At 69.5% G+C, this 24956-nt stretch carries 21 protein-coding genes; 1 reads left to right on the forward strand and 20 read right to left on the reverse strand.

What is annotated here, in order from left to right; genetic code table 11:
* Window positions 1-28: 28 nt before the first annotated feature.
* The 17 genes from ACIPJ2_RS11240 to ACIPJ2_RS11320 all read right to left on the reverse strand — a co-directional run bounded on the left by ACIPJ2_RS11240 (window position 29) and on the right by ACIPJ2_RS11320 (window position 19894).
* On the reverse strand, window positions 29-5872 hold the full coding sequence (locus ACIPJ2_RS11240; protein ID WP_402728875.1) for an Ig-like domain-containing protein: 5844 nt from the start codon (window positions 5870-5872) through the stop codon (window positions 29-31).
* A complete protein-coding gene (locus ACIPJ2_RS11245) occupies window positions 5869-7281 on the reverse strand; it encodes a serine/threonine-protein kinase (protein ID WP_402728876.1) in 1413 nt (470 codons plus the stop codon). The genes ACIPJ2_RS11240 and ACIPJ2_RS11245 overlap by 4 nt, the downstream gene beginning before the upstream one ends.
* Window positions 7282-7406: 125 nt before the next feature.
* Window positions 7407-8228 (reverse strand): PP2C family serine/threonine-protein phosphatase, encoded by an 822-nt coding sequence (locus ACIPJ2_RS11250; protein ID WP_281264742.1) that lies wholly within the window; start codon window positions 8226-8228, stop codon window positions 7407-7409.
* 3 nt (window positions 8229-8231) lie between these two features.
* Complete coding sequence (locus ACIPJ2_RS11255; RefSeq protein WP_402728877.1) at window positions 8232-8987, reverse strand: FHA domain-containing protein; 756 nt, start codon at window positions 8985-8987, stop codon at window positions 8232-8234.
* Between the two features lie 67 nt (window positions 8988-9054).
* A complete protein-coding gene (locus ACIPJ2_RS11260) occupies window positions 9055-9609 on the reverse strand; it encodes a hypothetical protein (protein WP_402728878.1) in 555 nt (184 codons plus the stop codon).
* 98 nt (window positions 9610-9707) lie between these two features.
* A complete protein-coding gene (locus ACIPJ2_RS11265) occupies window positions 9708-10478 on the reverse strand; it encodes a YaaA family protein (protein WP_402728990.1) in 771 nt (256 codons plus the stop codon).
* Window positions 10475-10738 carry a F0F1 ATP synthase subunit epsilon gene (locus tag ACIPJ2_RS11270; protein ID WP_056124084.1) on the reverse strand — a complete coding sequence of 88 codons (264 nt, stop codon included), beginning with the start codon at window positions 10736-10738 and terminating at the stop codon, window positions 10475-10477. Before ACIPJ2_RS11270 ends, ACIPJ2_RS11265 begins: the two co-directional genes overlap by 4 nt.
* 1 nt (window position 10739) lies before the next feature.
* Window positions 10740-12194, reverse strand: a complete 1455-nt coding sequence (atpD, locus tag ACIPJ2_RS11275; RefSeq protein WP_144765305.1) for a F0F1 ATP synthase subunit beta — start codon at window positions 12192-12194, stop codon at window positions 10740-10742.
* Between the two features lie 47 nt (window positions 12195-12241).
* Window positions 12242-13144, reverse strand: a complete 903-nt coding sequence (locus ACIPJ2_RS11280; protein WP_281264745.1) for a F0F1 ATP synthase subunit gamma — start codon at window positions 13142-13144, stop codon at window positions 12242-12244.
* The gene (gene atpA, locus ACIPJ2_RS11285) at window positions 13145-14773 is read right to left on the reverse strand and encodes a F0F1 ATP synthase subunit alpha (protein WP_281264746.1); all 1629 of its coding nucleotides are present in this window, start codon (window positions 14771-14773) and stop codon (window positions 13145-13147) included.
* Between the two features lie 107 nt (window positions 14774-14880).
* Complete coding sequence (locus tag ACIPJ2_RS11290) at window positions 14881-15675, reverse strand: F0F1 ATP synthase subunit delta (RefSeq protein WP_402728879.1); 795 nt, start codon at window positions 15673-15675, stop codon at window positions 14881-14883.
* A 2-nt stretch (window positions 15676-15677) separates the two neighbouring features.
* Window positions 15678-16244 (reverse strand): F0F1 ATP synthase subunit B, encoded by a 567-nt coding sequence (locus ACIPJ2_RS11295; RefSeq protein WP_281264748.1) that lies wholly within the window; start codon window positions 16242-16244, stop codon window positions 15678-15680.
* A gap of 9 nt (window positions 16245-16253) precedes the next feature.
* On the reverse strand, window positions 16254-16490 hold the full coding sequence (gene atpE / locus ACIPJ2_RS11300; protein WP_027465781.1) for an ATP synthase F0 subunit C: 237 nt from the start codon (window positions 16488-16490) through the stop codon (window positions 16254-16256).
* Window positions 16491-16551: 61 nt separating this feature from the next.
* Window positions 16552-17412, reverse strand: coding sequence for a F0F1 ATP synthase subunit A (atpB, locus tag ACIPJ2_RS11305; protein ID WP_402728880.1), 861 nt, complete (start codon window positions 17410-17412; stop codon window positions 16552-16554).
* Window positions 17413-17517: 105 nt separating this feature from the next.
* Window positions 17518-17994 carry a hypothetical protein gene (locus tag ACIPJ2_RS11310; RefSeq protein WP_402728881.1) on the reverse strand — a complete coding sequence of 159 codons (477 nt, stop codon included), beginning with the start codon at window positions 17992-17994 and terminating at the stop codon, window positions 17518-17520.
* Window positions 17991-19223 (reverse strand): MraY family glycosyltransferase, encoded by a 1233-nt coding sequence (locus tag ACIPJ2_RS11315; protein WP_281264751.1) that lies wholly within the window; start codon window positions 19221-19223, stop codon window positions 17991-17993. Before ACIPJ2_RS11315 ends, ACIPJ2_RS11310 begins: the two co-directional genes overlap by 4 nt.
* Window positions 19220-19894, reverse strand: a complete 675-nt coding sequence (locus ACIPJ2_RS11320) for an L-threonylcarbamoyladenylate synthase (protein WP_281264752.1) — start codon at window positions 19892-19894, stop codon at window positions 19220-19222. Before ACIPJ2_RS11320 ends, ACIPJ2_RS11315 begins: the two co-directional genes overlap by 4 nt.
* 37 nt (window positions 19895-19931) lie before the next feature.
* Here ACIPJ2_RS11320 and ACIPJ2_RS11325 point away from each other — a divergent pair, with 37 nt between their 5' ends.
* Window positions 19932-20579 carry an HAD-IA family hydrolase gene (locus ACIPJ2_RS11325; protein ID WP_402728882.1) on the forward strand — a complete coding sequence of 216 codons (648 nt, stop codon included), beginning with the start codon at window positions 19932-19934 and terminating at the stop codon, window positions 20577-20579.
* Window positions 20580-20685: 106 nt separating this feature from the next.
* Here ACIPJ2_RS11325 and prmC read toward each other — a convergent pair whose 3' ends face one another.
* From prmC to rho, 3 genes are read right to left on the reverse strand one after another with little or no spacing between them, the layout of a single operon-like run.
* The gene (prmC, locus tag ACIPJ2_RS11330) at window positions 20686-21558 is read right to left on the reverse strand and encodes a peptide chain release factor N(5)-glutamine methyltransferase (protein WP_402728991.1); all 873 of its coding nucleotides are present in this window, start codon (window positions 21556-21558) and stop codon (window positions 20686-20688) included.
* Between the two features lie 23 nt (window positions 21559-21581).
* Window positions 21582-22661, reverse strand: a complete 1080-nt coding sequence (gene prfA, locus ACIPJ2_RS11335; RefSeq protein ID WP_281264754.1) for a peptide chain release factor 1 — start codon at window positions 22659-22661, stop codon at window positions 21582-21584.
* Between the two features lie 3 nt (window positions 22662-22664).
* Window positions 22665-24920: a transcription termination factor Rho gene (gene rho, locus ACIPJ2_RS11340; protein ID WP_402728883.1), complete on the reverse strand. Its 2256-nt coding sequence runs from the start codon at window positions 24918-24920 to the stop codon at window positions 22665-22667.
* Window positions 24921-24956: the final 36 nt, after the last annotated feature.

Consider the following 24956-nt stretch of genomic DNA (forward strand, 5'->3'; position numbering starts at 1 on the left):
GAAGGGGTTCCTCGGTGGGTGTCGTGGGTCAGGGGGTCGGTTGTTCGTTCGCCGGAGGCGCAGTGACCGCAACCGGGTCGGACTTGGCGCCTTCCTCGGAGATGGCGGTTCCACTCCAGGAGACCTTCGCAGAGACGCGGACGAACTGGGCGAGTGCAGGAGGACTGGGTGCCGTCTGATCGCCGTTCCAGCTCTGCTCGATGCCGTCTCCGGAAGTGTCATCGGTGAGGTACCAGTGCGCCACGTACTTCACCGTCATGCCGGTGCCGAGGGCAGGTCCACTGACCACGATCGGACTCCCCGACACAGCGCTCGAGACGGACACCGCGGTGTTCAGCGCGACCGCTGTGCCGTCGAACCGATTCTGCTCGGCTGCACAGAACGTGTCGCCCGGACCACCGCACGCATAGAGCGCGAACGAGGTCGGGACGTTGTAGCTGCCGCCTGGCACGTAGGAGTAGGACTGCCCGGGTGCCAGGTCGACGGTGCTGCCGTTCCCGGTGTCGAGCTTGTAGTGATGTGCGCTCGTCGACGGCGCGGTCACGACGGCGTTCCACGAGTTCGCGCCGGACTGCGAGACGTCCACGGTCGCCGGGTCCGTGCTGGTGGAACGGTCGAACGTCGTGGCCGTGACGTACGCGGCGTTGCAGAACAGGCCGTTGTTGGACACGACCGCATACCGCTGGGCGCCGTTGCTCGGCTGATCGTCGACCACCGGACTCGTCGAACCCAGCGACGACCCGTTCAGGGACGTGCAGGGCGGGTTGCCGGAGTCGATGCGATAGACGGAGTAGCTCACCGAGCTCCCGCCTGCGGGATCGGCCGACGACCAGGTGATCGTGACCGGTGACTTTCCGTACTGGTTGGCGTTCGCCTTCGCGGTTGCGCTGACGGGGCCAGGAGCTCCGGGCTGGCCGACGGCGACGCCTGAGGTGCTCGCGCTGTTCCACTGCACGGGGCTGCCGTCCCGGCCGGCGTTGTTGCGCGCAGACACGGTGAACGTGTACTTGCCACCGCTCGTCAGCCCGTCGAACGACGTCGACGTCGCCGTCCCGACGCTCTTGCTGGCGGAGGTGCCCGGACCGTCGATCGTGACCACGTAGTCATCGACGGCGGTTCCTCGCCCGGGACGCGGGACGGCATTCCACGACAGGTCGAGCCGGTTGGGCGTCGAAGTGTTCGCCTCCGCCTTCATGCCGTCCGGTGGAGCGGGGACGAAGTCCGCGCTCATCGGCGCCGACTGCGGCGACGGATCGGACGTCCCGACGGCGTTCACCGCGGTGACCGAGAACCGGTAGGACGCGCTCGGGTCGAGATCAGTGAGCGTGCAGACGGTGGAGGTCCCGCAGTCCTTCGACACGCCGTTCGTCCCGGTGACCCGGTACCCCGTGATGGCCGAGTTGTTCGCCTGCGGCGCCGACCAGGTGAGCGTGATCTGCCCGCCGTCGTACGACCCGGTGCGTGTCGGGGTACCGGGGGCGTCCGGGACGTCCTGCACCGAGATCGTGACGTCGCCCCAGACGTACCGGTCGGGGTCGTTCGTCGCGTCGGCGACCTGGTACTGCAGGTTGGTGTTCACGGGCTTGGCGGTGCCCGAGACGGACACCTGGAGCCGTGACTTGTCGGCACTCGGGGTGATTGTGACGCCGGAGGGCAGCCCGCCGGCGAGCCCGCGGATGTTCACCACCCGCAGGCGTTCGTTCGGGAACGGGTTGGTCGGTTGGTCGTTCGCGAGGACGTCGATCGTCGTCGACGATCCGCGCTTCGCGACGGCGCTGTCCGCCCCCGGCTGCACGAGTGGCCGGGTTGACGCGACGATCCCGACGGTCACGAGGCCGGACCGGCCGGCGTTCGCGGCATCGGCGACGCCGACGCCGATCGTCGCCGAGGTGTTCTTCTGCGCGGAGTCCGCGACCTTGATCGTCAGTCGCTGGCCGGAGATCGTGGCTGTGGTCCCGGAGGCCGGCTGGCTGACGACGGAGTACTGCAGCTCGGGCAGGTCCTTCGGGTACGGGTAGTCCGTCAGCCGCGTGAGGTCGAGCGTCCGGGAGTCGCCCGGCTGCATCTCGATCGAGGACCCGGTGAACGCGGGCGGCTGGTTCGAGCGCGGCGTGACCTTCACGGGGAGGACCAGGGTCGCGACCCGCCCCTTGCCGCCGTTGGCGTTCGAGCCGTCGGTGACCTCGAACGAGATCGACGCGTTGCCGTAGTACAGCTTCGCCGACGTGAACTGCAACGTGGACGAGTCGACGGTGAGGTCGTCGCCGTTCGCGTGTGTGGCCTTGACCGTGCCGGGGTCGGTGATCTTGGCGGTCTGCCCGTTCGCGGTCACGACGTACTTCGACAGCGGGATCCTGATGGTCGACTCGCTCTTCACCGTGATCGCGCCTGCTGACCGGTTGACCTGCGGGAGGGCGTCGTCGAACCCCGGGACGTGGATGAACCCGTACGACACGATGTCCGGGTGGTCCTGCCGGGCGACCGAGAACGGGATGACCTGCGAGTCGTTCGTGAGCCGAACGGAGATCCGACCGTCGGTCGTGGTGCGGGCGGTGTCGCCGTAGCCGTCCACCACACCGACGGTCAGGGACGACGTCGACCCCTCGGCGAAGAACACGTTCTTCAGCACGTCGACGGTCACGCTCTGCCGGTGCAGGATGTCCTGCAGGTCGAGCGTGGTGTCGTCGACCTCGGGACGGAGCGGGCGCGCGTCCTTGTCCACGGTGACCGTGAGGAACGCCGTGCTCGCGCCGCCGCTCTCGTTCGACGCCGTGTAGAGCACCGCGAAGTCTCCGCTCTTCGCGGTCTTCGGCGGGGTGACGCGGATCTCCTGCTTCCGCAGGACCTTCGCGGTGACGTCTTTGGCAGTCGGCTCGGCCTTGGAGACGGTGAGGTCGCCGCCCTCGGGGTCCGAGTCGTTCTGGAGCACGCGAACCGTCACGGAGCCGCCCGGCCGGATCGTCACGTGGTCCGCCTCGGCCACCGGGTTCGACGCCTGTTCGGCCCGCGGTGCGATGCCGACGCGGATGGTGCCCGTGGCGCGAGCGCCCAGCGCGTCGACGACCGTGTAGGTGAACTCGTCGGTGCCGGCCGAGTAGTCCCCGGCCTCGTAGGTCAGGGAGTCGGAACCGATGTCGCTGACCGAACCCTTGTCGGGGTTCGACGCCACCCCGACCAGCTGCACGGAGTCGCCGTCCGGGTCGATGCCGTTCAGCGGCACGGAGATGCTGACCGCCTGGCCCGCGACGACACGAGCCGTGACCGTCTGTGGCACCGGCGGGTTGTTGGTGGCACTGTCCTTCTCACGGACCGAGATCGAGACCGCGGCGTCCGCGGACTGTCCGTCCGGGCCGGCGACGCGGTACACCGCCGTGTAGTTGCCAGGGGTCTTCGGCGCGAGGTACCGGAGGTGGTCGCCGGAGGCGAAGAGCAGCCCGCCGTCGCCGGGGACGTTCTGCACGAGGTCCGGCTGCAGGGTCAGCGGCTCGCCCTCCGGCTGGGTGTCGTTCGCGAGGACGTCGATGTTCGCGACGTCCCCGACCCGGACCGTCGCGGTGTCCGGCTGCGCCACGGGCGGCTGGATCCGGTCCGGCTTCGGGATCTCGACGACCGTGACGGTGCCGGGCGACGACGCCAAGCCGTTCGTCTCGGTGTAGGTGAAGGTCACCGGTCCGTCGAGCGGTGCCGACAGGGTCGTCCTGATCGTGTGCTGGTCGAGGATGCTCGCCTGCACGCCGGAACCCCGCGCGGGTCCGTCGAGCGCCGTGACGAGGAGGACCCCGCCCGCCGGATCGATGTCGGTGGCGGTGACGTCGGTGTCCTTCGTCGACAGCGTGTTGACGAAGACGGTCTTCGGGGTCGTGATCGGCGCGGTCGAGGCGTCCGGCGGTGCCGCGATCGTCATGCGGACGATCCCGCTGGACGTCTTCGTACCGTCCGTCACGGTGTACTCGACCTGGTGGTCCCCCACTGCGTCGCTCTGCACCCGGAAGGTCCCGGCGTCGTAGCTCGGGGTGATCGTCACGCCGCTCGCCGACGAGACACTCGTCAGCGTGATGCTCCCGTTGCCGCCCCGCACGTGCTCGAGCGGGTTCACCGTGAAGGACTTGCCCGCGTAGCCCTTCACCGGGAACGCGTCTGCCCGGAGCGGCACGCTCCCCTGCGCGGCGACGTGCACGGTGAGGGATCCACGGCCGTCCGCGCGACCGTCACTCACCACGAGCTGGACGCTGCGGTCGCCGGTGCGACCGCTCTTGTTGCGGAAGTCGAGCAGGCCGTCCGGCGTCGTCGAGACCTCGTCCCCGTCCGTCGCGGTCGCCGACTTCAGGTACACCGGGTCGCCGTCGGGGTCGACCCAGTCGCCGAGCACGTTGCTCGACACGTGCCCGCTCTGGACCACGTCGGCCGTGGTGTCCCTGACCTGCCTGGGCGCGTCGTTCTCGGACTCGGGTCGCACGCTGACCCGGACGGTCGCGGTGGCCGAGCCGCCGTTGCCGTCGGTGATCGTGTACGGGAACGTCACGGTCCCGGACGCGCTGTCCGACAGGGCGATCTGCAGCCGCTGCCCGTCGTCGACGATCGCGACCTTCCCAGCGGCCTGGTCGACGGACCCGACCTCGCTGACGATGATCGGGTCGCCGTTGGGGTCGTAGTCGTTGAGCAGGACCGGGAGGCTCGTGGTGCGTCCCGGACGGGCTCCCAGGTCGTCGTCCACGGCGACCGGCGGCTTCTGGTCCTTGTCGACCTCGGGGTTGTCGTCCGAGATCTGCTCCTGCTGCTGGTCGTCGTCCCGCTTGATCAGGTCGGACCAGTTGTCGATGAGCTGACCGCTGCGGTCGATCGCCCAGGAGCGCCCGGTCGCCGGGTCGTTGGCGACGACGGTGTCGGCGTTGTGGACGATCTGGAGGGCGGCACCGCCGGGCACCCGGTCGAGCTGCTGCAGCGCGCGGCCGGCGCACGTGTCGATCGCCTGCCCGCCGCTCCACGCCCCGAACGTGCAGTTGCCGTCGACGTAGGGTCGGGCCGCGCGTCCCGACACCGCCAGGGCGGTGGTGGTCGCTGCGCCCGACGGCGTGACGCGGACGAGACCCGCGGCACCGGCGACGACCACCGAGTCCCCGTCGGCCGAGGACCGCTGGAGAGCCGGGGACCCACCGACCCGGTCGCCGAGGTCGACCGTGTCGCCGTCGACCGAGAGCGCGCCGGTCGTCTGGTCGAGCACCGCCATGTGGGAGCCGAACGCCGCGACCTGGAAGTCGTCCTTGCGGTCCATCCGCACGGTCCAGCGCTTCGCGACGGACAGGGTCGAGCCGACCTCGACGAGGGACGCCGTCCCGGTCCGCGGCGAGTACACCGCGACGTGCTCGTCCGACGCGTCGAACACCGCGTCCGCGCCGAGCGTCAGATCCGCCTTGGTCGATGCGTCGAAATCGGCGAGCTCCTTGGCCGGCGTGGACCAGACCTCACCGGTCTCCTGGTTGCCGATGACCGCGGTCGATCCCGAGAAGAACACCTGCGGTGACCCGGAGGGCAGCGTGACCGGGTCACCGATCGTCGCGTCCGCGACGTCGACCTTGGCGACCGTGCCCTTGGTCTCGTCGACGCTGTAGACCATCGATCCGCTCTGCAGCACGGAGAGCGCGTCCGTGGACGACTCCACCGCGGTGTTCAGCTGCAGGACCGCGGTGTTCGCGCGGCCGACCGCCCCGTACTGCGACGAGGGCACCCAGACGGTGCCGTCCCCGAGCGCGACCCGCTGCGTGTGGTACCCGCTCGAGACGACGGCGGCCCCGGCGACGAGCGCAGCGACGACCACGGACGCGCCGACGGTGATCGCGGCGGACCGGTGTTGTGCGATGAGCCGCCGGATCACGATCCACCGCCGATCGTGGCGCACCGTTCGGCACTCGCGACGCCGGTCTTGCCGTCGCGGTTCACCGCGACCGAGATGCACTCCTCGTCGCCCTTGCTGCCGGAGACGACGAACGACGTGCCCGACTGCTGGCTCGACGCGCCGTTCGAGGAGATCACGTAGGTGTCGCCGTTCCGGAGTCCTGGGTCGCTCCAGCGGAACGTGACGGACTGACCGGCGGTCGACGCGCGGACGTCGGAGACCGTGGGGATCGCCCCGGAACCGACGCGTGTCACGAGGACGAAGGAGGTCACGGCGAGGGCGACCACGACCGCAGCCGCGACCGAGGACGCCCAGATCACGGTTCGGCGGGATCGACGTCGGGCCCGGGTGACCGAGCCGGTCCGGTGGACGGTGCCGACGCTCCGCGAACCGGTGGCCGCCACACCGCCCTGCACCGGGCGACGCGTCCGGCGCCGACGACCGACCCGGCTCGGCGGCTGGAGCTCCCGGATCATCGTGCGGTCACCCTCCGGCGTGGGCGTGGCGACGGCCCATGCCTCGACCGCGACGTCGGCAGCAGTCTGCGGGATGCCGAGCTCGGCCTGGACCTGCTGGAACCCGCGGACGAGTTCCATCACGGTGGCCGGACGCTGCTGGACCTTGCGGGACATCGCCGTCGCCAGCAGTCGCTCGAGCGACGGCGGCACGTCCGTGCGACCGGACGGCTTCACACCGCCCTTGTCCACGCGCGCCATCAGGTCGGCGGCACCGTTCTTGCCGCCGGGGACCTCGAACGGGCTGCGCCCGGCGAGGAGCGAGAAGACCGTCGCCGCGAGGGAGTACACCTCGGACTGGATGGTCCCGCGGGACTCGTCGATGAGGACCTCTGGCGCCGACCACGGGATGGACATGCCGATCGGCTCGTCGGGATCCGACTCACCGATGGTCGCCGCGATGCCGAAGTCGGACAGCACGGGGTTGCCGTACGCGGTGAGCAGGATGTTGGACGGCTTGATGTCGCGGTGCAGCACGCCTTCACGGTGCGCCGTCTCGAGCGCGGAACCGATGCGGACCCCGATCGACAGGACCTCGGAGACCGGGATCGGCTCGCGTCGGTAGCGCTCGCTGAGCGACGACGAGCAGAGTTCCATCACGAGGTACGGACGTCCGTCAGCCGCGACGCTCGCCTGGAACACGGTGAGGATGGACGGGTGCGTGCTCAGCCGAGCCATCAGGTTCGCCTCGGCCTGGAACATCTGCCGGACCCGGTCGTCGACGACTTCGTCGAGCAGGACCTTCACCGCGACCTGGCGCCGCGGCATGTCCTGCTCGTAGAGGAACACGTCGGCGAAGCCGCCGGAGCCGAGGACGTGCACCGGGCTGAACCCGGCGATCACGGGAGGGGTGGACGGCAGCCGTCGCGCCATGGCACCCTCTCCTCCCCGGCCGCAGCCGATCGTCCCCTCGGCCCTTCAGTCTACGGAAACGAGCCGGCCGGAATTCCGCACACCAGAGTACGGGATTCCATCCGCTGCCCCCAATTCGGGGGACGTCAGTGGCGAGGCAGCGTGTCCTCGAGGTCGCCGTCCTGCGGTGCGTCCTCCACCTGGAGGACCACGACGGTGACGTTGTCGCGACCACCTGCGATGAGGGCATCGCCCACCAGGCGCTCGGCGAGCTCCTGCGGGTCGGCGACCTTCGCGGCGATGCGGCCGATGACCGCGTCGCCGATCTCCTTCGTCAGACCGTCCGAGCACACGATGTACCGGTCGCCGGTGCGGAGCGGCAACGTCCACCAGTCCGGCTCCGGCGGTTCACCGAAGCCGACCGCGCGGGTGATGACGTTGCTGTCCGGGTGCGCTTCGGCGTCCTCTGCCCGCAGCACACCCGCGTCGACCATCTCCTGCACGACCGAGTGGTCGACCGTGATCCGACGGAGGACGCCGTCGTCGACCCGGTAGGTGCGCGAGTCGCCCACGTTGAAGACGAGCGCTGCCGGCTGCCCGTTCGACGCGACGAGCGCGAGTCCGGTCACGGTGGTGCCGGCACCGATCGCGTTGCCGCCCGCCGCACGCTCGATGTCCGCCGTGGCGAGCAGGAGCGCGCGCTGGATCGACTGTCGGGTCCCGAACGGCCCGTCGACCGAGTCACCGAGGCGACGGACCACGGCGTCGCTCGCGCGGTCACCGGCGAGGTGTCCACCCATGCCGTCCGCGACGACGAAGAACGGTGCTTCGACGATGTAGCTGTCCTCGTTGTGGTCTCGGCGACGACCGACGTCGGTCGCGGCTCCCCACGAGAGCGTCAGGGTGGCGCCGTCCGTTCCGGGGACGTCGATGGCGTGGGCGGCGGCTGCTCGGCCGAGTTCGGTCACGTTTCAGGATCGCTCTCTGGGGGTTCGGGGCGTGCCGGTCTGATGGGTCGGAGGCTGGTGGAGCGACGGCGGGACACCGACGGCCCCTGGCGTGAGCCGGAGGTGCGGCGAGAGGATCTCCACCGCGATGCCGTCCCCGATCTCGACTACCGTACCCGTCAGCGCGACGATCGACGCACCCGACGACATCCGGTACGGCGCCGAGCCGGCGGGCCGGACGACGGTCCCGTTGGTCGAGCGCAGGTCGTCCACCACCGCGGCTTCGCCCTCGGCGTGCACGAGCAGGTGGGACGACGACACCTGTCCGAGCGGCGACGGCACGGTCACGAGTTCGGGCGCCGGCCCACGGACGACACGCGGCAACGCGGGACGCCGGCCGATCACCACCGGGTGGTCGAGTCGGATGACGCGTCCGCCGACGCGGATCGACGGCACGCGGGTGCGTGGCGGTTCCGGGACGGCAGGGAGGCTCGGGGGCGCGTCCGGCTGGGAGGCCGTCGGCCGCGTGGATGGTGCAGTCCGAGGCGTTCCGAGAACCGTGTCCTCGGGGACCGTCGACGGGTCCGGCGCAGTGCGCGGCGCACGGATGACGGTGTCCCCGAGCGGGCCGTCGTCGAGCAGGTCCGATCCGTGCGACCCAGCACCCGAGGGGACCCGGAGGACCGTGTCGTCGATCGCGTCCTGCGCGCGAGCGGAGCCGAGTGGCCGCGACCGAGGACGGATCACCGTGTCCTCGACGTCATCGGCGTCGTCGTGCACGTGGTGCCTCCCTGCGTCCTGCCAGCGGTGCGGTCTCACAACCGTAGACGATCCGGTGCACGCCCCGTCACCCCCACCACTCCGGGCGCGCACCGGCCCGGGCCGATCGATGGACGACGAGCGCCAACGCGTCGTCCGGCACCACGTCGAGCGCGTACCCGGCTCGGACCTCGGCCTCCGTCAACGCACCGATCGCCCATGAGCACCAGGCGCCGAGCGCGACCGCTCCCGCGACGCCCCGACGTTCGTCACGAGGTGAGCCCTGCTGCTTCCAGCCGTGCCAGACCGCGGTGCACCGTGCGCCAGCGGTCCGGATGCGGTCGCGCGACGGGGCCGGGCCGCGGCCGTGGAACGCCGGCGGGGTCGGATCCGTGAAGGGATCGAACGGACGGACCGCCCGCAGGTCCGGTCCGGATGCGGCAGCGATGAACCGCATCAGGGCCATCCGGGTCGCGAGTGCGGCGCACGCGGTCGCGACGGCCGACCGGCCGGCGGTGTCGAGGAGCGCGGTGCCGGGCGCGACGAGCGCGGCGGCGGCGACCGGCAGGGTCACGGCTGCCGCGATCTCGCGCGGGTAACGGACGAACGGGGAGCTGGACGATCGTGCGACGTCGAGGTTCATGCGTCCATCGAAACGCGCACCGCGCCTCCAGAGCGGTGACGGAGGCGAGTCCGTGGTGACCGCGACGGACGGGGCGCCTGTGGAGGAACGGCCGCCGATCAGACGGAGGCCGGCTCCAGGCTCTCGGCGACCAGGTCCCACCCCGTCTCCGAACGCTCCACCAGCACGCCCACGGACGTCGCCCACGCGACGAGGTCGTCCATCGACTCGATCGACGCACCGGTCCGGGCCAGCAACGACACCAGTCGCCCCTTCGCGGTCTTGTTCCAGTGGTTCAGCGCCTTCCGGCGGCCGCTGCCGTCGACGCTCACGACCCGCAGGGCCACGGCGCCGTCGACCGGACCGAGCGCGCGGTAGCCCTCCGAGCGCAGGTCCAGGACCAGTCCCCCGCTCCTCACGGACAACGCTGCGGTCGCGACTGCGGGCCAGTGCGACGCGAGGCGCAACGACCCGAGGCGCGAATCGTGCGACAACCGGTAGGCCGGGATCCGGTCCCCCGCACCGATCGGCCCGAACATCGCGGACTGGACGACCACGTGCCGGTACCACCAGGAACGGACCTCCGCAGAGGCCGACGGGACGTCCAGCGGGTCGTAGAGCACCCCGGTGTACCGCTCGATCGCCGGCAGCGTCGGCGACGTGTCCAGCGAGAGGTTCCGGAACCGCTCGGCGATCGACTTCGGTCCGAGCTTGAGCGCCGTCCGCGCGGTGGACTCCTCGGAACTGACGGAGCGGGCCGCGGCGATCACCGCGGCCCGCTCTCGGGTCAGTTCCGGGAACGAGAGACCACCCAGGTCGAGGGTGGTTCCCGTGTCCCCGCCCTCCCGCTTCGTCTCCGAAGGCGGGAGGAGGACGGTCAGTCCGGTCAGGAGGCCAGCGCGGCCTGCCGCGCCACGATCGTGACCGTGTCGTGCTCGACGGAGAGGAACCCGTCCTCAGCGTCGACCGCGACGGTCGAGCCGTCGGCCCGCGTGATGCGGACCTGGCCCTGGGCGAGGATCGCGAGCATCGGCTCGTGACCCGCCAGGATGCCGATCTGGCCTTCTGTCGTGCGTGCGACGACCATGGTGGTGTCGCCCGTCCAGACCTCGCGGTCCGCCGAGACGACACTCACGGTGAGACCCGCCATGTCAGCGGTTCTCCTTCTGGATCTGCGCCCACTTCTCTTCGACGTCGTTGATGCCACCGACGTTGAAGAAGGCCTGCGTGGCCACGTGGTCGAACTCGCCGTCGGCGATGGCGCGGAAGGACTCGATCGTGTCCTTGAGCGGGACCGTGGAGCCCTCGACACCGGTGAACTTCTTCGCCATGTACGTGTTCTGCGAGAGGAACTGCTGGATACGACGAGCGCGCTCGACCGTGATCTTGTCCTCTTCGGAGAGCTCGTCGACACCGAGGATGGCGATGATCTCCTGCAGTTCCTTGTTCTTCTGGAGGATCTGCTTGACGCGGGTCGCCGTCTGGTAGTGGTCGGCGCCCAGGTACCGGGGGTCCATGATCCGCGACGTGGAGGTCAGCGGGTCGATCGCGGGGTAGAGGCCCTGCGACGCGATCTCACGGGAGAGCTCGGTCGTGGCGTCGAGGTGCGCGAACGTGGTCGCCGGCGCCGGGTCGGTGTAGTCGTCGGCCGGGACGTAGATCGCCTGCAGCGAGGTGATCGAGTGACCACGCGTCGAGGTGATGCGCTCCTGGAGCACACCCATCTCATCAGCGAGGTTCGGCTGGTAGCCCACCGCGGACGGCATGCGGCCGAGCAGCGTGGAGACCTCGGAGCCGGCCTGCGTGAAGCGGAAGATGTTGTCGATGAAGAGGAGCACGTCCTGCTTCTGGACGTCGCGGAAGTACTCCGCCATCGTCAGCGCCGACAGGGCGACGCGCAGACGCGTTCCCGGCGGCTCGTCCATCTGGCCGAACACGAGGGCCGTCTTGTCGAAGACACCCGCCTCTTCCATCTCACCGATGAGGTCGTTGCCCTCACGGGTGCGCTCACCGACACCGGCGAACACCGACACACCACCGTGGTCCTGCGCGACGCGCTGGATCATCTCCTGGATGAGGACGGTCTTGCCGACACCGGCACCACCGAACAGACCGATCTTGCCACCCTGGACGTACGGGGTGAGGAGGTCGATCGACTTGATGCCGGTCTCGAACATCGAGGTCTTGGACTCGAGCTGGTCGAACGCGGGGGCCTTGCGGTGGATCGGCCAGCGCTCGGTGATCTCGAGCTTCTCGTCGGTGTTGAGCACGTTGCCCAGCACGTCGAAGACCTTGCCCTTGGTGACGTCGCCGACGGGGACCGAGATCGGGGCGCCCGAGTCACGGACCTCCTGACCACGGACGAGGCCGTCGGTCGGCTTCAGGGAGATGGCACGGACGAGGTCGTCGCCGAGGTGCTGCGCGACCTCGAGGCCGATCTCCTGCGACGAGTCACCGATGGTGATGGTCGTGAACAGGAGGTTGTACATCTCCGGGATTGCGTCGTGCGGGAACTCGATGTCGACGACGGGACCCGTGACACGGGCGATCCGGCCGACACCGGGCGCCGACGACGTCTCGACCGCGGTGGTTGCGGTGTCGGTCATGGCTGGTGCCTTCCTGAGGGTGGGTATCTGTCCGCGAACGACGCGGACTACTTCTTCTTCGACGAGAGGGCGTCGGCGCCGCCGACGATCTCGGAGATCTGCTGGGTGATCTCGGCCTGGCGTGCGTTGTTCGCGAGACGGGTGAAGTCACGGATCAGCGAGTCGGCGTTGTCACTGGCCGCCTTCATCGCCTTCTGCCTGGCGGCGTGCTCGGAGGCAGCCGACTGGAGCATGGCGTTGAAGATGCGGCTCTCGATGTAGACCGGGAGCAGCGAGTCGAGCACCGCATCGGCGTCCGGCTCGAACTCGTACAGCGGGAGCGGCTCGTTGTCCGTCGGCTCCTCGACACCCTCGACGACCTCGAGCGGGAGCAGGCGAACGACCTGCGGCTCCTGGGTCGCGAGGCTGAGGAAGCGGTTGAACACGATGTGGATCTCGTCCACGCCGCCCTCTGCCGTGTCCTGGAGGAACTTCGACACGACCGCGTCGCCGATCTCCTTCGCCGTCGAGAACTCGGGCTGGTCGGTGTTGCCGACCCACTGCTGCTCGGAGGGGCGCTCACGGAACGCGAAGTACCCGACGGACTTGCGCCCGACCAGGTAGTACACGACGTCCTTGCCCTCGCTGCGGAGCAGGGAGGCGAGCTCCTCGCCCTGCTTGAGGACGTTCGTGCTGAACGCACCGTTGAGGCCACGGTCCGAGGTGAACAGCACCACGGCCGCACGCGTCGACGACTCCGGCTCGGTGGTCAGCACGTGGTCGACGTTCGAGAACGTCGCCACGGCCGACACCGCCCGCGTCACGGCCCGCGAGTACGGGCCGGACGCGGCCATGCGGGCCTGTGCCTTCTGGATCCGCGACGCCGAGATCAGCTCCATCGCGCGAGTGACCTTCTTCGTGGTCTTCGCCGACTTGATTCGCTGTCGGTAGACCCGGACCTGCGCTGCCATCTAGCGACGACCCTTGACGATCTGCTCCTGGTCCACGTCCTCGGCGTCGGCGGCGTCGAACTGCTCGGACCCGAGCGTCTTGCCGTCGCTCGTCTGGAAGCTCTTCGAGAACTCGTCGATCTGCTTCGACATCTCGGCGACGGTCTCGTCGCTGAGCTGGTTGGTCTCGCGCAGCGTCGTGAGGACGTCGGAGTTGCGACGCAGGTGGTCGAGCAGCTCGGACTCGAAGCGGAGCACGTCCGGCACGGGGACCGTGTCGAGCTTGCCGTTCGTGCCGGCCCAGATCGAGACGACCTGCTCCTCGACCGGGTACGGCGAGTACTGCGGCTGCTTGAGGAGCTCGGTGAGACGGGCACCGCGGTCCAGCTGACGACGCGAGGCCTGGTCGAGGTCGGACGCGAACATCGCGAACGCCTCGAGCGAGCGGTACTGCGCCAGCTCGAGCTTCAGCGTGCCGGAGACCTTCTTGATCGACTTCACCTGGGCGTCACCACCGACACGGGACACCGAGATGCCCACGTCGACGGCCGGACGCTGGTTCGCGTTGAAGAGGTCCGACTGCAGGAAGATCTGGCCGTCGGTGATCGAGATGACGTTGGTCGGGATGTACGCCGAGACGTCGTTCGCCTTGGTCTCGATGATCGGGAGACCCGTCATCGAGCCGGCGCCGAGCTCGTCGGACAGCTTCGCGCAACGCTCCAGCAGACGGGAGTGCAGGTAGAAGACGTCACCCGGGTAGGCCTCGCGTCCCGGCGGACGACGCAGGAGGAGCGACACCGCACGGTAGGCCTCTGCCTGCTTCGACAGGTCGTCGAAGATGATGAGGACGTGCTTGCCCTGGTACATCCAGTGCTGGCCGATGGCCGAGCCGGTGTACGGGGCGAGGTACTTGAAGCCGGCCGGGTCGGATGCCGGGGCGGCGACGATGGTGGTGTACTCCATCGCGCCGGCGTCCTCGAGCGCACCCTTCACGGAGGCGATCGTCGAGCCCTTCTGACCGATCGCGACGTAGATGCAGCGGACCTGCTTGTCCTCGTCGCCGGACTCCCAGTTGGCCTTCTGGTTGATGATCGTGTCGATCGCGATCGCCGTCTTGCCGGTCTGGCGGTCGCCGATGATCAGCTGACGCTGGCCACGGCCGACGGGGATCATCGCGTCGATGGCCTTGATGCCGGTCTGCAGCGGCTCGTGCACCGACTTGCGCGACATGACGCCCGGCGCCTGCAGCTCGAGGGCACGGCGGCCCTCTGCCACGATCTCGCCGAGGCCGTCGATCGGGGCGCCGAGCGGGTCGACGACGCGACCGAGGAAGCCGTCACCGACGGGGGCGGAGAGGACTTCGCCCGTCCGGGTGACTTCCTGGCCCTCTTCGACGCCGGCGAACTCGCCGAGCACGATTGCGCCGATCTCGTCCTCGTCCAGGTTCTGGGCCAGGCCGAGCGTGCCGTCCTCGAAACGGATGAGCTCGTTGGCCATGACGCCGGGGAGGCCTTCGACGTGGGCGATGCCGTCACCGGCGTCGGTGACGTGCCCGACCTCGGCCGTGGAGGCCTTCGTCGGCTCGTAGTTCGAGACGAAGTCCTTCAGGGCATCACGGATCTCATCGGGGCTGATGGTGATGTCTGCCATGGGATTTTCCTTGTTGGTTTCCGGGGCCCTTCGGCTCCGAGAGGGTGATGCTGTCCGGTCAGGACAGTTCCCGTTGTGGACTTGGGGTGTCGGGTACGACCGTACGCTCAGCCCGCGAGCTGGAGCCGGAGGTCGGCGAGGCGCGTGGACACGGTGCCGTCGATGACGTCGCCGCCGACCTGCACCCGGACCCCGCCGACGACCTTGGGGTCGACGACGTGGTTGACGATGATGTCCTTGCCGTAGCGTGCCGACAGCCCACGGGCGACACGAGCCGCCTGTGCTTCCGACAGCGCCGTCGCGGTGATGACCGTCGCCACGACCTTCTCGGCCTGGTCGGCGACGATGCGCGAGGCATCGCGGACCAGTTCACCGATCCGGCGGCCGCGGGGCTGCTGGACGAGTGCCGACAGGATCGTCACCGTCTGCGCCGACGACTTGCCGCCGATGAGCCGCTCGACGAGCGCGCTCTTCTCAGCGGGGCTGCCGAGCTTCGTGCCGAGCGCGAGCTCGAGGCCCGCGTCGGACCGGACGGCGGTCTCGAAGGCGAAGAGCTCCGCCTCGATCGAGGTCCCGGGTTCGGCGGTGGCCGCGACGGCGCGGATGCCCGCGTCCTCGATACCGGCGAGCAGGTCCTGCTGGGAAGACCAGCGCGCCCCGGCGACCGCCGTCAGGACGGCCCGCGTGGTGGTCGCCTGCCCGGCGAAGACGCGGTCGATGACCGCCTTCTTGCCGACGACGTCCGCCGTGGGGTCCGCGAGCAGCGTGAGGAGCTGCGAAGAACCGGCGACCACTCGCCCGGCGGCGAGGATCTCAGCACCGGTCGCCAGGTCGGCGCTCCCGCCGAGTTCGGCGAGGACCGCCTGCGTCGACGAGAGTGCTGAACGAGTGGCGCTCCGCATGCTCAGCGCTCCGTCTCTGCCTGCGACGCCTGCGCGTCCTTCGACGACTCGAGGTCGGCGAGGAAGCGGTCGACGACCGCGGTGGCCTTGGCGTCGTCCTTGAGGGACTCGCCGATGACACCAGACGCGAGGTCGAGTGCGAGCGAGCCGACCTCGGTGCGGAGCGACTGGAGCGCGCTCTGGCGCTCTGCCTCGATCTGCGCCTGGGCGTTCGACGTGATGCGCGCGGCGTCGGCAGCAGCCTGCTCGCGGACCTCGTTGCCGATCGCCGTGGCGTCGGCACGGGCCTGCTCGCGGATGCGGGAGGCCTCGGCACGGGCGTCGGCGAGCTGCTTGTTGTACTCCTCGAGCGCAGCAGCAGCCTGCTCCTGAGCGGCCTCGGCCTTCTTGATGCCGCCTTCGATGGCCTCGGTGCGCTCATCGAGCATCTTCGTGATGCGCGGCGTGACGACACGCCAGAACACCAGGAAGATGATGACGAAGGCCACCGCAGACCACACGATGTCGTACACCGGCGGGATCAGCGGATTGTGGGTCTCCTCCGCCGCGATGATGAGTGCGTTCTGCATCGAGGAACCTTAGTTGGTGAAGATGAAGTACGTGGCGATACCGATGAAGGCCAGGGCCTCGGTGAAGGCGATACCGATGTACATGAGGGTCGTCAGTCGGCCCTGGAGCTCGGGCTGGCGAGCGACGGACTCGATCGTCTTGCCGACGACGATGCCGACGCCGATGGCCGGGCCGATCGCAGCGAGGCCGTAGCCAACCGTCGCGATGTTGCCGTTGATCTCCGCGAGAACGGTCGTTGCGTCCACGTGTTTTCCTTTCGAGGTGCGGGCCCGACGGTTGCCGGCCCCGTAGGGGGTCAGTGAGGAATCAGTGCTCGTCTGCCAGCGCCAGCTGGATGTAGACGGCGGTGAGGAGCATGAAGACGTACGCCTGGAGCAGCGCGACGAGGATCTCGAAGAAGCTGAAGGCGATGCCGAACGCGAGCGTGCCGATCCCGAAGAACGCCAGCAGGCTGTGCGAGTCGAAGAAGAAGAACCAGGTGGCCGAGAAGAACAGCACCAGGAGCAGGTGGCCGACCACCATGTTCATCAGGAGTCGCAGGGTCAGGGTGACCGGACGGAGGACGAAGGTCGAGACGAGCTCGATCGGCGTCACGATGATGTACAGGTACCACGGCACCCCGGGCGGGAAGAGCGAGTTCCGGAGGAACGTTCCCGGGTGCTTGCGGAGACCGGCGTAGATGAACGCGACGTACGCGACGATCGCGAGGATCAGCGGCATGGCGATGCGGCTCGTGCCGGCGATGTTCATGAACGGGATGAGCCCCGTCAGGTTCATGAACAGGACGCCGAAGAAGATGGTCGCCAGGAGCGGGAGGAACCGCTTGCCGTCCTTCTCACCGAGGTTGTCGAAGGTGTTCCGGCGGACGACGTCGAAGCCGTACTCGATGAACGCCTGACCGCGGTTGGGGATCAGCTTGAGCGCCCGGGTCCCCGCGAACGCGAAGACGAGCAGCACTGCGACCGCGATGAAGCGGATGATGACGATCCGGTCGATCTCGAACGGCGTCCCCGCGAAGAAGATCGGGTCGGGGAAGAACTCGTTGATCGACGGACCATGGAACTCGGCGGCCTTACTGCTCCCCGCCGCAACGGTGTTGGCCGCAGCGGTGAGGGACAGGGGAAGAGCGTGGGATAGCAGCGCTGTCTCCTGTGTCGGCGCGCGCACGTCATGGCACGCGATGGTGGACTGTGTGGAGGCTCGTCCGCTCCGAGCATGGCTCCGGGCGCGGACTCCTCAAACCCTATCAGGTGTGAGAGCCTTCCCGGGCTCTCAGACGCCCGGGTCGTCCTTCTCAGCGTCCGCAGAGCCGGGCAGGGGCACGTCGATCGGCACACGTCCCTTGGCGATGACCGTCACGTCGATCACGAGCGACCCGATGACGCCGACGATGATCGCGATCGCGAGTACCGGCGTGTTCACCCAGTCCCGGTCCTTCAGCAGCACGAGCACCACGATGAAGAGCACGAACTTCACGAGGAACATCCCCATGATCGTGCCGAAGAAGGCGCCGGAGATCATCTGCCCGCGGGAGAACCGGATCGCCAGCAGGACGCTCACCGCCGTGAGCCCGCAGAACACGACGCTCATCACCGCGCCGATCAGTCCGCCGACCAGCCCCGGCGTGCCGGCGACGAAGAAGCCGACGACTCCCCCGACGACGGCGAGGGCGACCGCGAGCACGGCCCCCTGCACGAGGATGCGGCGGAAGAGCGGGCTGACGTGGTCGAGGCCGTTCGGCGTGGTCACGAGGGGTCTCCTGGGGTCGGGATGTCGCGGGTGGCTGCCGCGCGGTCGAGCGGGTCGAGCCGGGCATCGACGGCCGCTCCCGTTCCTGCACGGCTCTGGGCGGCGATCTCCGCTCGCTTCCGGCCGAGCGGGGCGAACGTCGCGATCGCGCAGATCGTGAACCCGACCGCGACGAAGGCCACGACCCACCACCACTGCAGGAACAGGAAGAGCAGACAGCCGATCGCGACGGTCGCCGTCCACGCGTAGAAGATCAGCACGGCGTGGAAGTGCGAGTGCCCCATGTCGAGCAACCGGTGGTGCAGGTGCTTCCGGTCCGCCGAGAAGGGCGACTTCCCCGCGCTCAGTCGCCGGACGACGGCGAGCCCGAAGTCGAGGATCGGCACGATGAGGATCGCGAACGGCAGCAGGATCGGGATGAACGCCGGCAGCAGGTCGGTCCGGGTGCGCACGGCAGCCGGATCGATGTTGCCCGTGATCGACACGGCGCTCGTCGCCATCAGGAAGCCCACGAGCAGCGCGCCGGCGTCCCCCATGAAGAGCTTCGCCGGGTGCCAGTTCAGGATGAGGAACCCGAAGCACGCGCCGACGAGGACCGCCGTCAGCAGCGACGGCAGGTTGAAGAAGAACTCGGTCTGCACGACCACGCGGTTGATGAAGAACGTGTAGAGGAAGAACACCCCACCGGCGATGATCGCGACGCCGGCGACGAGCCCGTCGAGCCCGTCGATGAAGTTGACGGCGTTCATCACCAGCACGACGGCGAGCACCGTGAAGATCAGGCTCATGTAGGACGACCCGACGCCGAGCGTGTTGCCGATCGGCAGCGACACGATCGCGACGCCCTGCCACGCCAGGATCCCCGCGGCGATGATCTGGCCGGCGAGCTTCGTCATCCAGTCGAGGTCCCAGATGTCGTCGGCGACACCGAGCACCACGATGATCGTCGCCCCGGCGAGCACCGCCAGCACGCGCCCGGGTTCGGCGAACACCAGGCGGAAGTAGTCGACGCCCGCGATCTCGGGGAACAGGAACCACGCGCACAGCAGCGACACCATCACGCCGATGAACATCGCGATCCCGCCCAGCCGCGGCGTCGGGGTGCGGTGCACGTCGCGTTCGCGGACCTTCGGGTACCACTTGTACTTCAGGCCGAGCTTCCAGACCAGCCAGCTGACCAGGAAGCTCACGACCGCGGAGATGAGCCCCGCGAGCAGGTAGTACTTCACGTGACGAGGTCGGCCCCGACGACCCGTTCGATCTCCGAGTCCGGGATCACGCCGTGCCGCACGATGCGCAGCCCGCCACCCGTGGAGAGCCCGGTGGCGTCGACGATGGTCGACCCCGTCGACGCCTCGAACCCGTCGTGCGGTTCGAGGGAACCGCCGTCGAGGTAGACGGACACGCTGTCGCCGAGCATCGACTCGGCGGCGTCGATCGTCATCGCGGCAGGATCACCGGTCGAGTTCGCCGACGACACCGCGAGCGGGCCGACCTCCTGCAGGAGCTCGAGCGCGATCCGGGAGTCGGGCATACGGAGTGCGACCGTGCCGCGGGTCTCCCCCAGGTCCCAGTCCAGCGAGGGCTGCGCGTGCAGGATCACGGTCAGTCCGCCCGGCCAGAACTCGGCGACCAGGTCGCGCACCTGCTGCGGGACCTCGCTCGCGAGCGCGTCGAGCGTCGGCGGACCGGGGATGAGGACCGGCGGCGGCGACTGCCGGGTCCGCCCCTTCGCGTCGAGGAGCCGCTGGACGGCGGCCGCGTCGAAGGCGTCGGCGGCGAGGCCGTAGACGGTGTCGGTGGGGACGACGACGAGTTCTCCCCGGCCGAGTGCGGCACGTGCGAGCCGCATCCCGGTCAGGAGTCCGTCGGGGTCGGTGCAGTCGTATCGGGATGCCATGACTCGACGATGATAGTGCGACACAATGGAGGACATCGTGAACGAGACGCCAGCGCCCCGACTCCTGTTCCTCTTCGACATGGACGACGTCCTCGTCCGCTACGACTGGAAGACCCGGATGGCCGGGTTGACCGACCTCACCGGGCACGAGCTCGACGAGCTCCGCCGCCGGTGGTGGCTGTCCGGCAACGAGTCCCGTGCCGAGGCCGGACACTTCCCGGACGGCGACGCGTACCTCGCCGCGTTCGCGGCCGCGATGGAGTGCGAGGTCCCCGAGACGGAGTGGGCGCGGATCCGCGGTTCCGCGATGACCGAGCTCCCGCAGCGCATCGAGGCGGTCCGCATCGCCAGCGAACACGGGCGTGTCGCGCTCCTCACCAACAACGGTCCGCTCGCCGGTCGCTGGATCCACCGATGGGCACCGTCACTGCCGCCGCTGTTCGGCGAGCACCTCGACACATCGAGCAACTTCGGTGCCAGGAAGCCCGACCCCGAGGTCTTCCGCCGTGCGCTCGCACACCACGGCGCGCGGGCGGAGGACACCTTCTTCGCCGACGACATGCCCGAGAACATCGAGGGCGCCAGGAGCGTCGGCATCTCCGCGGTGCTGGTGGAGCACGACACCGACCTGCGGGAGGCGGTCCGCGCCTTCGTCGCGCGTTCTGTCCCATCGCACGTGCACTAGGAAGCCGAATCGCGCGTAGGAGGTCGGAACGTCTGACCCCCTACGCGCGAATCGGTCGCCTACGCGCGATTCGACAAGGCGGACGGGAGGCTCGGGGGGCGTCCGCCTAGCGGGTCGCGGTGGTCGTGCGGTCGCGGCCCGTCAGGTCCTGGTGCGTCTCCGGGGATCGGAACCCCCGGCGCGCCAGGACGTCCCGCACGGCTGCGCCCTGCGGCTCGGCGTGCTCGATGACGAGCGCGCCGCCGGGGACGAGCAGGCGCCAGGCGGTCCCGGCGAGGGCACGGACGGCATCGAGACCGTCCGGTCCGCCGTACAGCGCGAGCGCCGGGTCGTGGTCACGGACCTCCGGATCCACCGGGATCGCGTCGTCGGGGACGTACGGCGGGTTCGACACGACGACCGAGACGGTCCCGTCGAGCTCCGGGAACGCGTCGGCGAGGTCGCCCTCGACGAGTCGGACCGTGCCGCCGTACCGCTCGACGTTGCGACGGGTCCACGGCAGGGCCTCGGCCGAGCGTTCGACGGCGTAGACGAGCGCGTTCGGCACCTCGGTGTCCATGGCGATCGCGATGGCGCCGCTCCCCGACCCCAGGTCCACGGCGATCGGCTCCGGCACCGCCGTCGCCCGGAGCGCGTCGATGCCGAACTGCACGACGCCCTCGGTCTCGGGCCGCGGGACGAACACCCCTGGACCGACGGCGAGGGTCAGCGCGCGGAAGTGCGCCTCGCCGGTGATGTGCTGGAGCGGCTCACGGGTCATGCGTCGCGCGACGGCCTGACGGAACCGTTCGACGTGCTCCCCCGCGATCGCCCCGCTCGTCATCGCACGCGCCTGGACGGCACCGCGCGAGGTGTCGGTCGCCCACGCGAGCAGGAGTTCCGCGTCCACGCGCGGTGTCGGGACTCCGTGCGCGACGAGCGCAGCGGTCGCCTCGTCGAGGAGGCGATCCGCTGGATGCGCGCCGTGCGTGCCGGACAGGAGCCGAGCCTCCAGTCCGGGGTTCAGCTCTGGTCGCCGACGGCGGCCAGGCGTGCTTCTTCGTCCGCTCGGATGGCGGACTCGATGACGGGCTCGAGCGCACCGTTCATCACGCGGTCCAGGTCGTACGCCTTGTACCCGGTGCGGTGGTCCGCGATGCGGTTCTCCGGGAAGTTGTACGTGCGGATGCGCTCGGACCGGTCCATGCCGCGGATCTGCGAACGACGGGCGTCCGACGCGATCGCGTCGAGCTCCTCCTGCTGCTTCGCGAGGATGCGGGCGCGCAGGACGCGCATGCCCGCCTCTCGGTTCTGCAGCTGGGACTTCTCGTTCTGCATCGCGACCGTGATGCCCGTGGGCAGGTGGGTGATGCGGACCGCGGAGTCCGTCGTGTTGACCGACTGACCGCCGGGGCCCGAGGACCGGTACACGTCGATCTTCAGGTCGTTCTGGTTGATCTCGACCTCTTCGGGCTCGTCCACCTCGGGGAAGACGAGCACGCCCGTCGTCGAGGTGTGGATGCGCCCCTGGGACTCGGTCGCCGGCACACGCTGGACGCGGTGCACACCGCCCTCGTACTTCAGGTGCGCCCAGACGCCCTGTGCGGGGTCGGACGAGTTCGACTTGATCGCGACCTGGACGTCCTTGTAGCCGCCGAGATCGCTCTCGGTGCGCTCGAGGAGCTCGATCTTCCAGCCCTTGGACTCGGCGTAGTGCGAGTACATGCGCAGGAGGTCGGCCGCGAAGAGCGCCGATTCCTCGCCGCCCTCGCCGCCCTTGATCTCCATGATGACGTCGCGGCCGTCGTCGGGGTCACGCGGGACGAGCAGCCGGCGGAGACGCTCCTGGCGCTCCGCGAGCTGTTCCTCGAGCGCGGGGACTTCTTCGGCGAACGCCGGGTCCTCGCGCGCGAGCTCCCGGGCGGCGGCGAGGTCGTCCCCCGCCGCCGTCCAGGCCTCGTACGCGGACTTGATCTGGTTCAGTTCGGCGAAGCGGCGGTTGACCTTCTTCGCCCGGGCCGGATCGGCGTGGAGCGCGGGGTCCGACAGCTGCTGCGTCAGGTCCTCGTGTTCCGCCAGCAGCCCTGCTACCGACTCGAACACCGGTTACTCCTGGTGGCCGTGGTGACCGTTGCCGGTCGCCGGGACCGACTTCTGCACCTGGACGAGGAACTCGACGTTGGACTGCGTCTCCTTGAGGTTCCGCAGCACGATCTCGAGCGCCTGCTGCGGGTCGAGCCCGGCGAGGGCACGACGCAGTCGCCACGTGATCTTGACCTCGTCGGCGGAGAGCAGCTGCTCCTCGCGACGGGTGCCGGATGCGTTGACGTCCACGGCCGGGAAGATCCGCTTGTCCGCCAGGTGACGGTTCAGGCGGAGCTCCATGTTGCCGGTGCCCTTGAACTCCTCGAAGATCACCTCGTCCATCTTCGACCCGGTCTCGACGAGCGCCGTGGCGAGGATGGTGAGCGAGCCGCCGTTCTCGATGTTGCGCGCTGCGCCGAAGAAGCGCTTCGGCGGGTACAGCGCGGACGAGTCGACGCCACCCGACAGCACGCGACCGGAGGCCGGCGTCGAGAGGTTGTAGGCGCGGCCGAGTCGGGTGATCGAGTCGAGGAGCACGACGACGTCGTGACCGAGCTCGACCAGGCGCTTCGCACGCTCGATGGCGAGCTCGGCGACCGTGGTGTGGTCCTCGGCTGGGCGGTCGAAGGTCGAGGCAATGACCTCGCCCTTCACCGTGCGCTGCATGTCGGTGACCTCTTCGGGCCGCTCGTCCACGAGGACGACCATCAGGTGCGCCTCGGGGTTGTTCTTCGAGATCGCGTTCGCGATGGCCTGCAGCACGACGGTCTTGCCGGCCTTGGGCGGCGAGACGATCAGGCCGCGCTGGCCCTTGCCGATCGGGGCGACCAGGTCGATGATCCGGGTCGACAGCTTCGCCGGCTCGGTCTCGAGGCGCAGGCGCTCGTTCGGGTACAGCGGCGTGAGGTCCTGGAAGTCGACGCGGTTCGCGGCGTCGTCGGCGGACTGGCCGTTGATCGTGTCGATCTTCACCAGGGCGTTGTACTTCTGGCGGCTCTGCTGCTCGTTGTCGCGCGGCTGCTTGATCGCGCCGACGACCGCGTCGCCCTTGCGCAGGTGGTACTTCTTGACCTGGCCGAGGGAGACGTACACGTCGCTCGGGCCCGGGAGGTACCCGGTCGTCCGCACGAACGCGTAGTTGTCGAGCACGTCGAGGATGCCGGCGACCGGGATCAGGACGTCGTCCTCGGTGATCTCCGGCTCGAAGTCGTCGTTCTGGCCACCACGGCCGCGCTTGCGGTCACGCTGGCGACGGCTGCGGCCGCTCTCGGCCTCGTCGTTGTGACGCTGCTGCTCGTCGCGCTGGTTCTGGCTGCTCTGGCCCTGGTTCTGCTTCTGCTGGCCCTGCTGGTTCTGGCCCTGCTTCTGCTGCTGCTGCTGCTTCTGCTGGTCGCCCTGGTTCTGACCCTGCTTCTGCTGGTCGCCCTGCTTCTGCTGGTCGCCCCTGTCGGCGTCCTGCTTGCCGTTCTGCTGGCGACCGTTCTGGTCGTCCTGCGCCTGCTGGCCCTGCTGGCCCTGCTGGCCCTGCTGGTCGGCGGTGTCGGCGTTCTGCCCACGTCCGCGACCACGGCCACGGCTGCGACGACCGCGGCGCTGACCGCCCTCGTGCTCGCCGTTCTGGTCGTTCTGCTGGTCGTTCTGGTCGTTTTGGCTGGACTGGTCGTTCTGGTTCGACTGGTCGTCGACCGCGTCGGTCGACGACTCGGCGACGGGTGCCTCGGCGGCGCTGGTCGGAGCCTGCTCGGCGGGCTTCTGCCCACGACGACGACGCTGACCACCGTTCTGGCCTGCGGGCTGGCCACCGTTCTGGCCGGCTTCGGCTGCGTCCTTCTCGGCGCGGACCTGGTCGAGCCCGGCGAGGAGGTCCTCGGTACCGGTCTGACCGTGGTTGGTGTGCTCAGCTGCCGTGGTCGGCGCGGTGGTCACGTTGCCGCCGGAGGTGGCGCGGCGCGAGCGACGAGCACGCGAGGGCGCCTCGGTCGTGGTCGCCTCGGCGGCGGGGGCCTCGGCGGCGGGTGCCTCGGCGGCGGGTGCCTCGACCTCGGGCAGGGTGGGCTGCTCGGGCGCCTGCGCGGCAGCCGCGGGGGCCGTGGTGTCTGGCGTCGTCGCCTCGGCGGGGCGCTTGTCCTCGATGGCGGCGATGAGGTCGCCCTTGCGGAGCTTCGAGAGCCCCGTGATGCCGAGGGAGGAGGCGATGCGCTGCAGCTCGGGCAGGCGCAGTGCGCGCAGGTCGCTGGGGATCTCCACCGTGTCGGCAGAGTTGTTCACGTCGGTCAAGTTCCTGTGTTCCTTCCGAACCGCAGAGCGCGGAGA

This window comes from Curtobacterium sp. NPDC090217 (assembly GCF_044746705.1).
GTDB lineage: Bacteria > Actinomycetota > Actinomycetes > Actinomycetales > Microbacteriaceae > Curtobacterium.

What these genes read in the sequence shown, in the direction of transcription:
- ACIPJ2_RS11245 (WP_402728876.1), bottom strand. Translation starts at nt 7,281, where the DNA reads ATGGCGCGACGGCTGCCGTCCACCCCTCCCGTGATCGCCGGGTTCAGC.
- ACIPJ2_RS11260 (WP_402728878.1), bottom strand. Translation starts at nt 9,609, where the DNA reads ATGAACCTCGACGTCGCACGATCGTCCAGCTCCCCGTTCGTCCGTTAC.
- ACIPJ2_RS11270 (WP_056124084.1), bottom strand. Translation starts at nt 10,738, where the DNA reads ATGGCGGGTCTCACCGTGAGTGTCGTCTCGGCGGACCGCGAGGTCTGG.
- atpD (WP_144765305.1), bottom strand. Translation starts at nt 12,194, where the DNA reads ATGACCGACACCGCAACCACCGCGGTCGAGACGTCGTCGGCGCCCGGT.
- ACIPJ2_RS11280 (WP_281264745.1), bottom strand. Translation starts at nt 13,144, where the DNA reads ATGGCAGCGCAGGTCCGGGTCTACCGACAGCGAATCAAGTCGGCGAAG.
- atpA (WP_281264746.1), bottom strand. Translation starts at nt 14,773, where the DNA reads ATGGCAGACATCACCATCAGCCCCGATGAGATCCGTGATGCCCTGAAG.
- ACIPJ2_RS11290 (WP_402728879.1), bottom strand. Translation starts at nt 15,675, where the DNA reads ATGCGGAGCGCCACTCGTTCAGCACTCTCGTCGACGCAGGCGGTCCTC.
- ACIPJ2_RS11295 (WP_281264748.1), bottom strand. Translation starts at nt 16,244, where the DNA reads ATGCAGAACGCACTCATCATCGCGGCGGAGGAGACCCACAATCCGCTG.
- ACIPJ2_RS11320 (WP_281264752.1), bottom strand. Translation starts at nt 19,894, where the DNA reads ATGGCATCCCGATACGACTGCACCGACCCCGACGGACTCCTGACCGGG.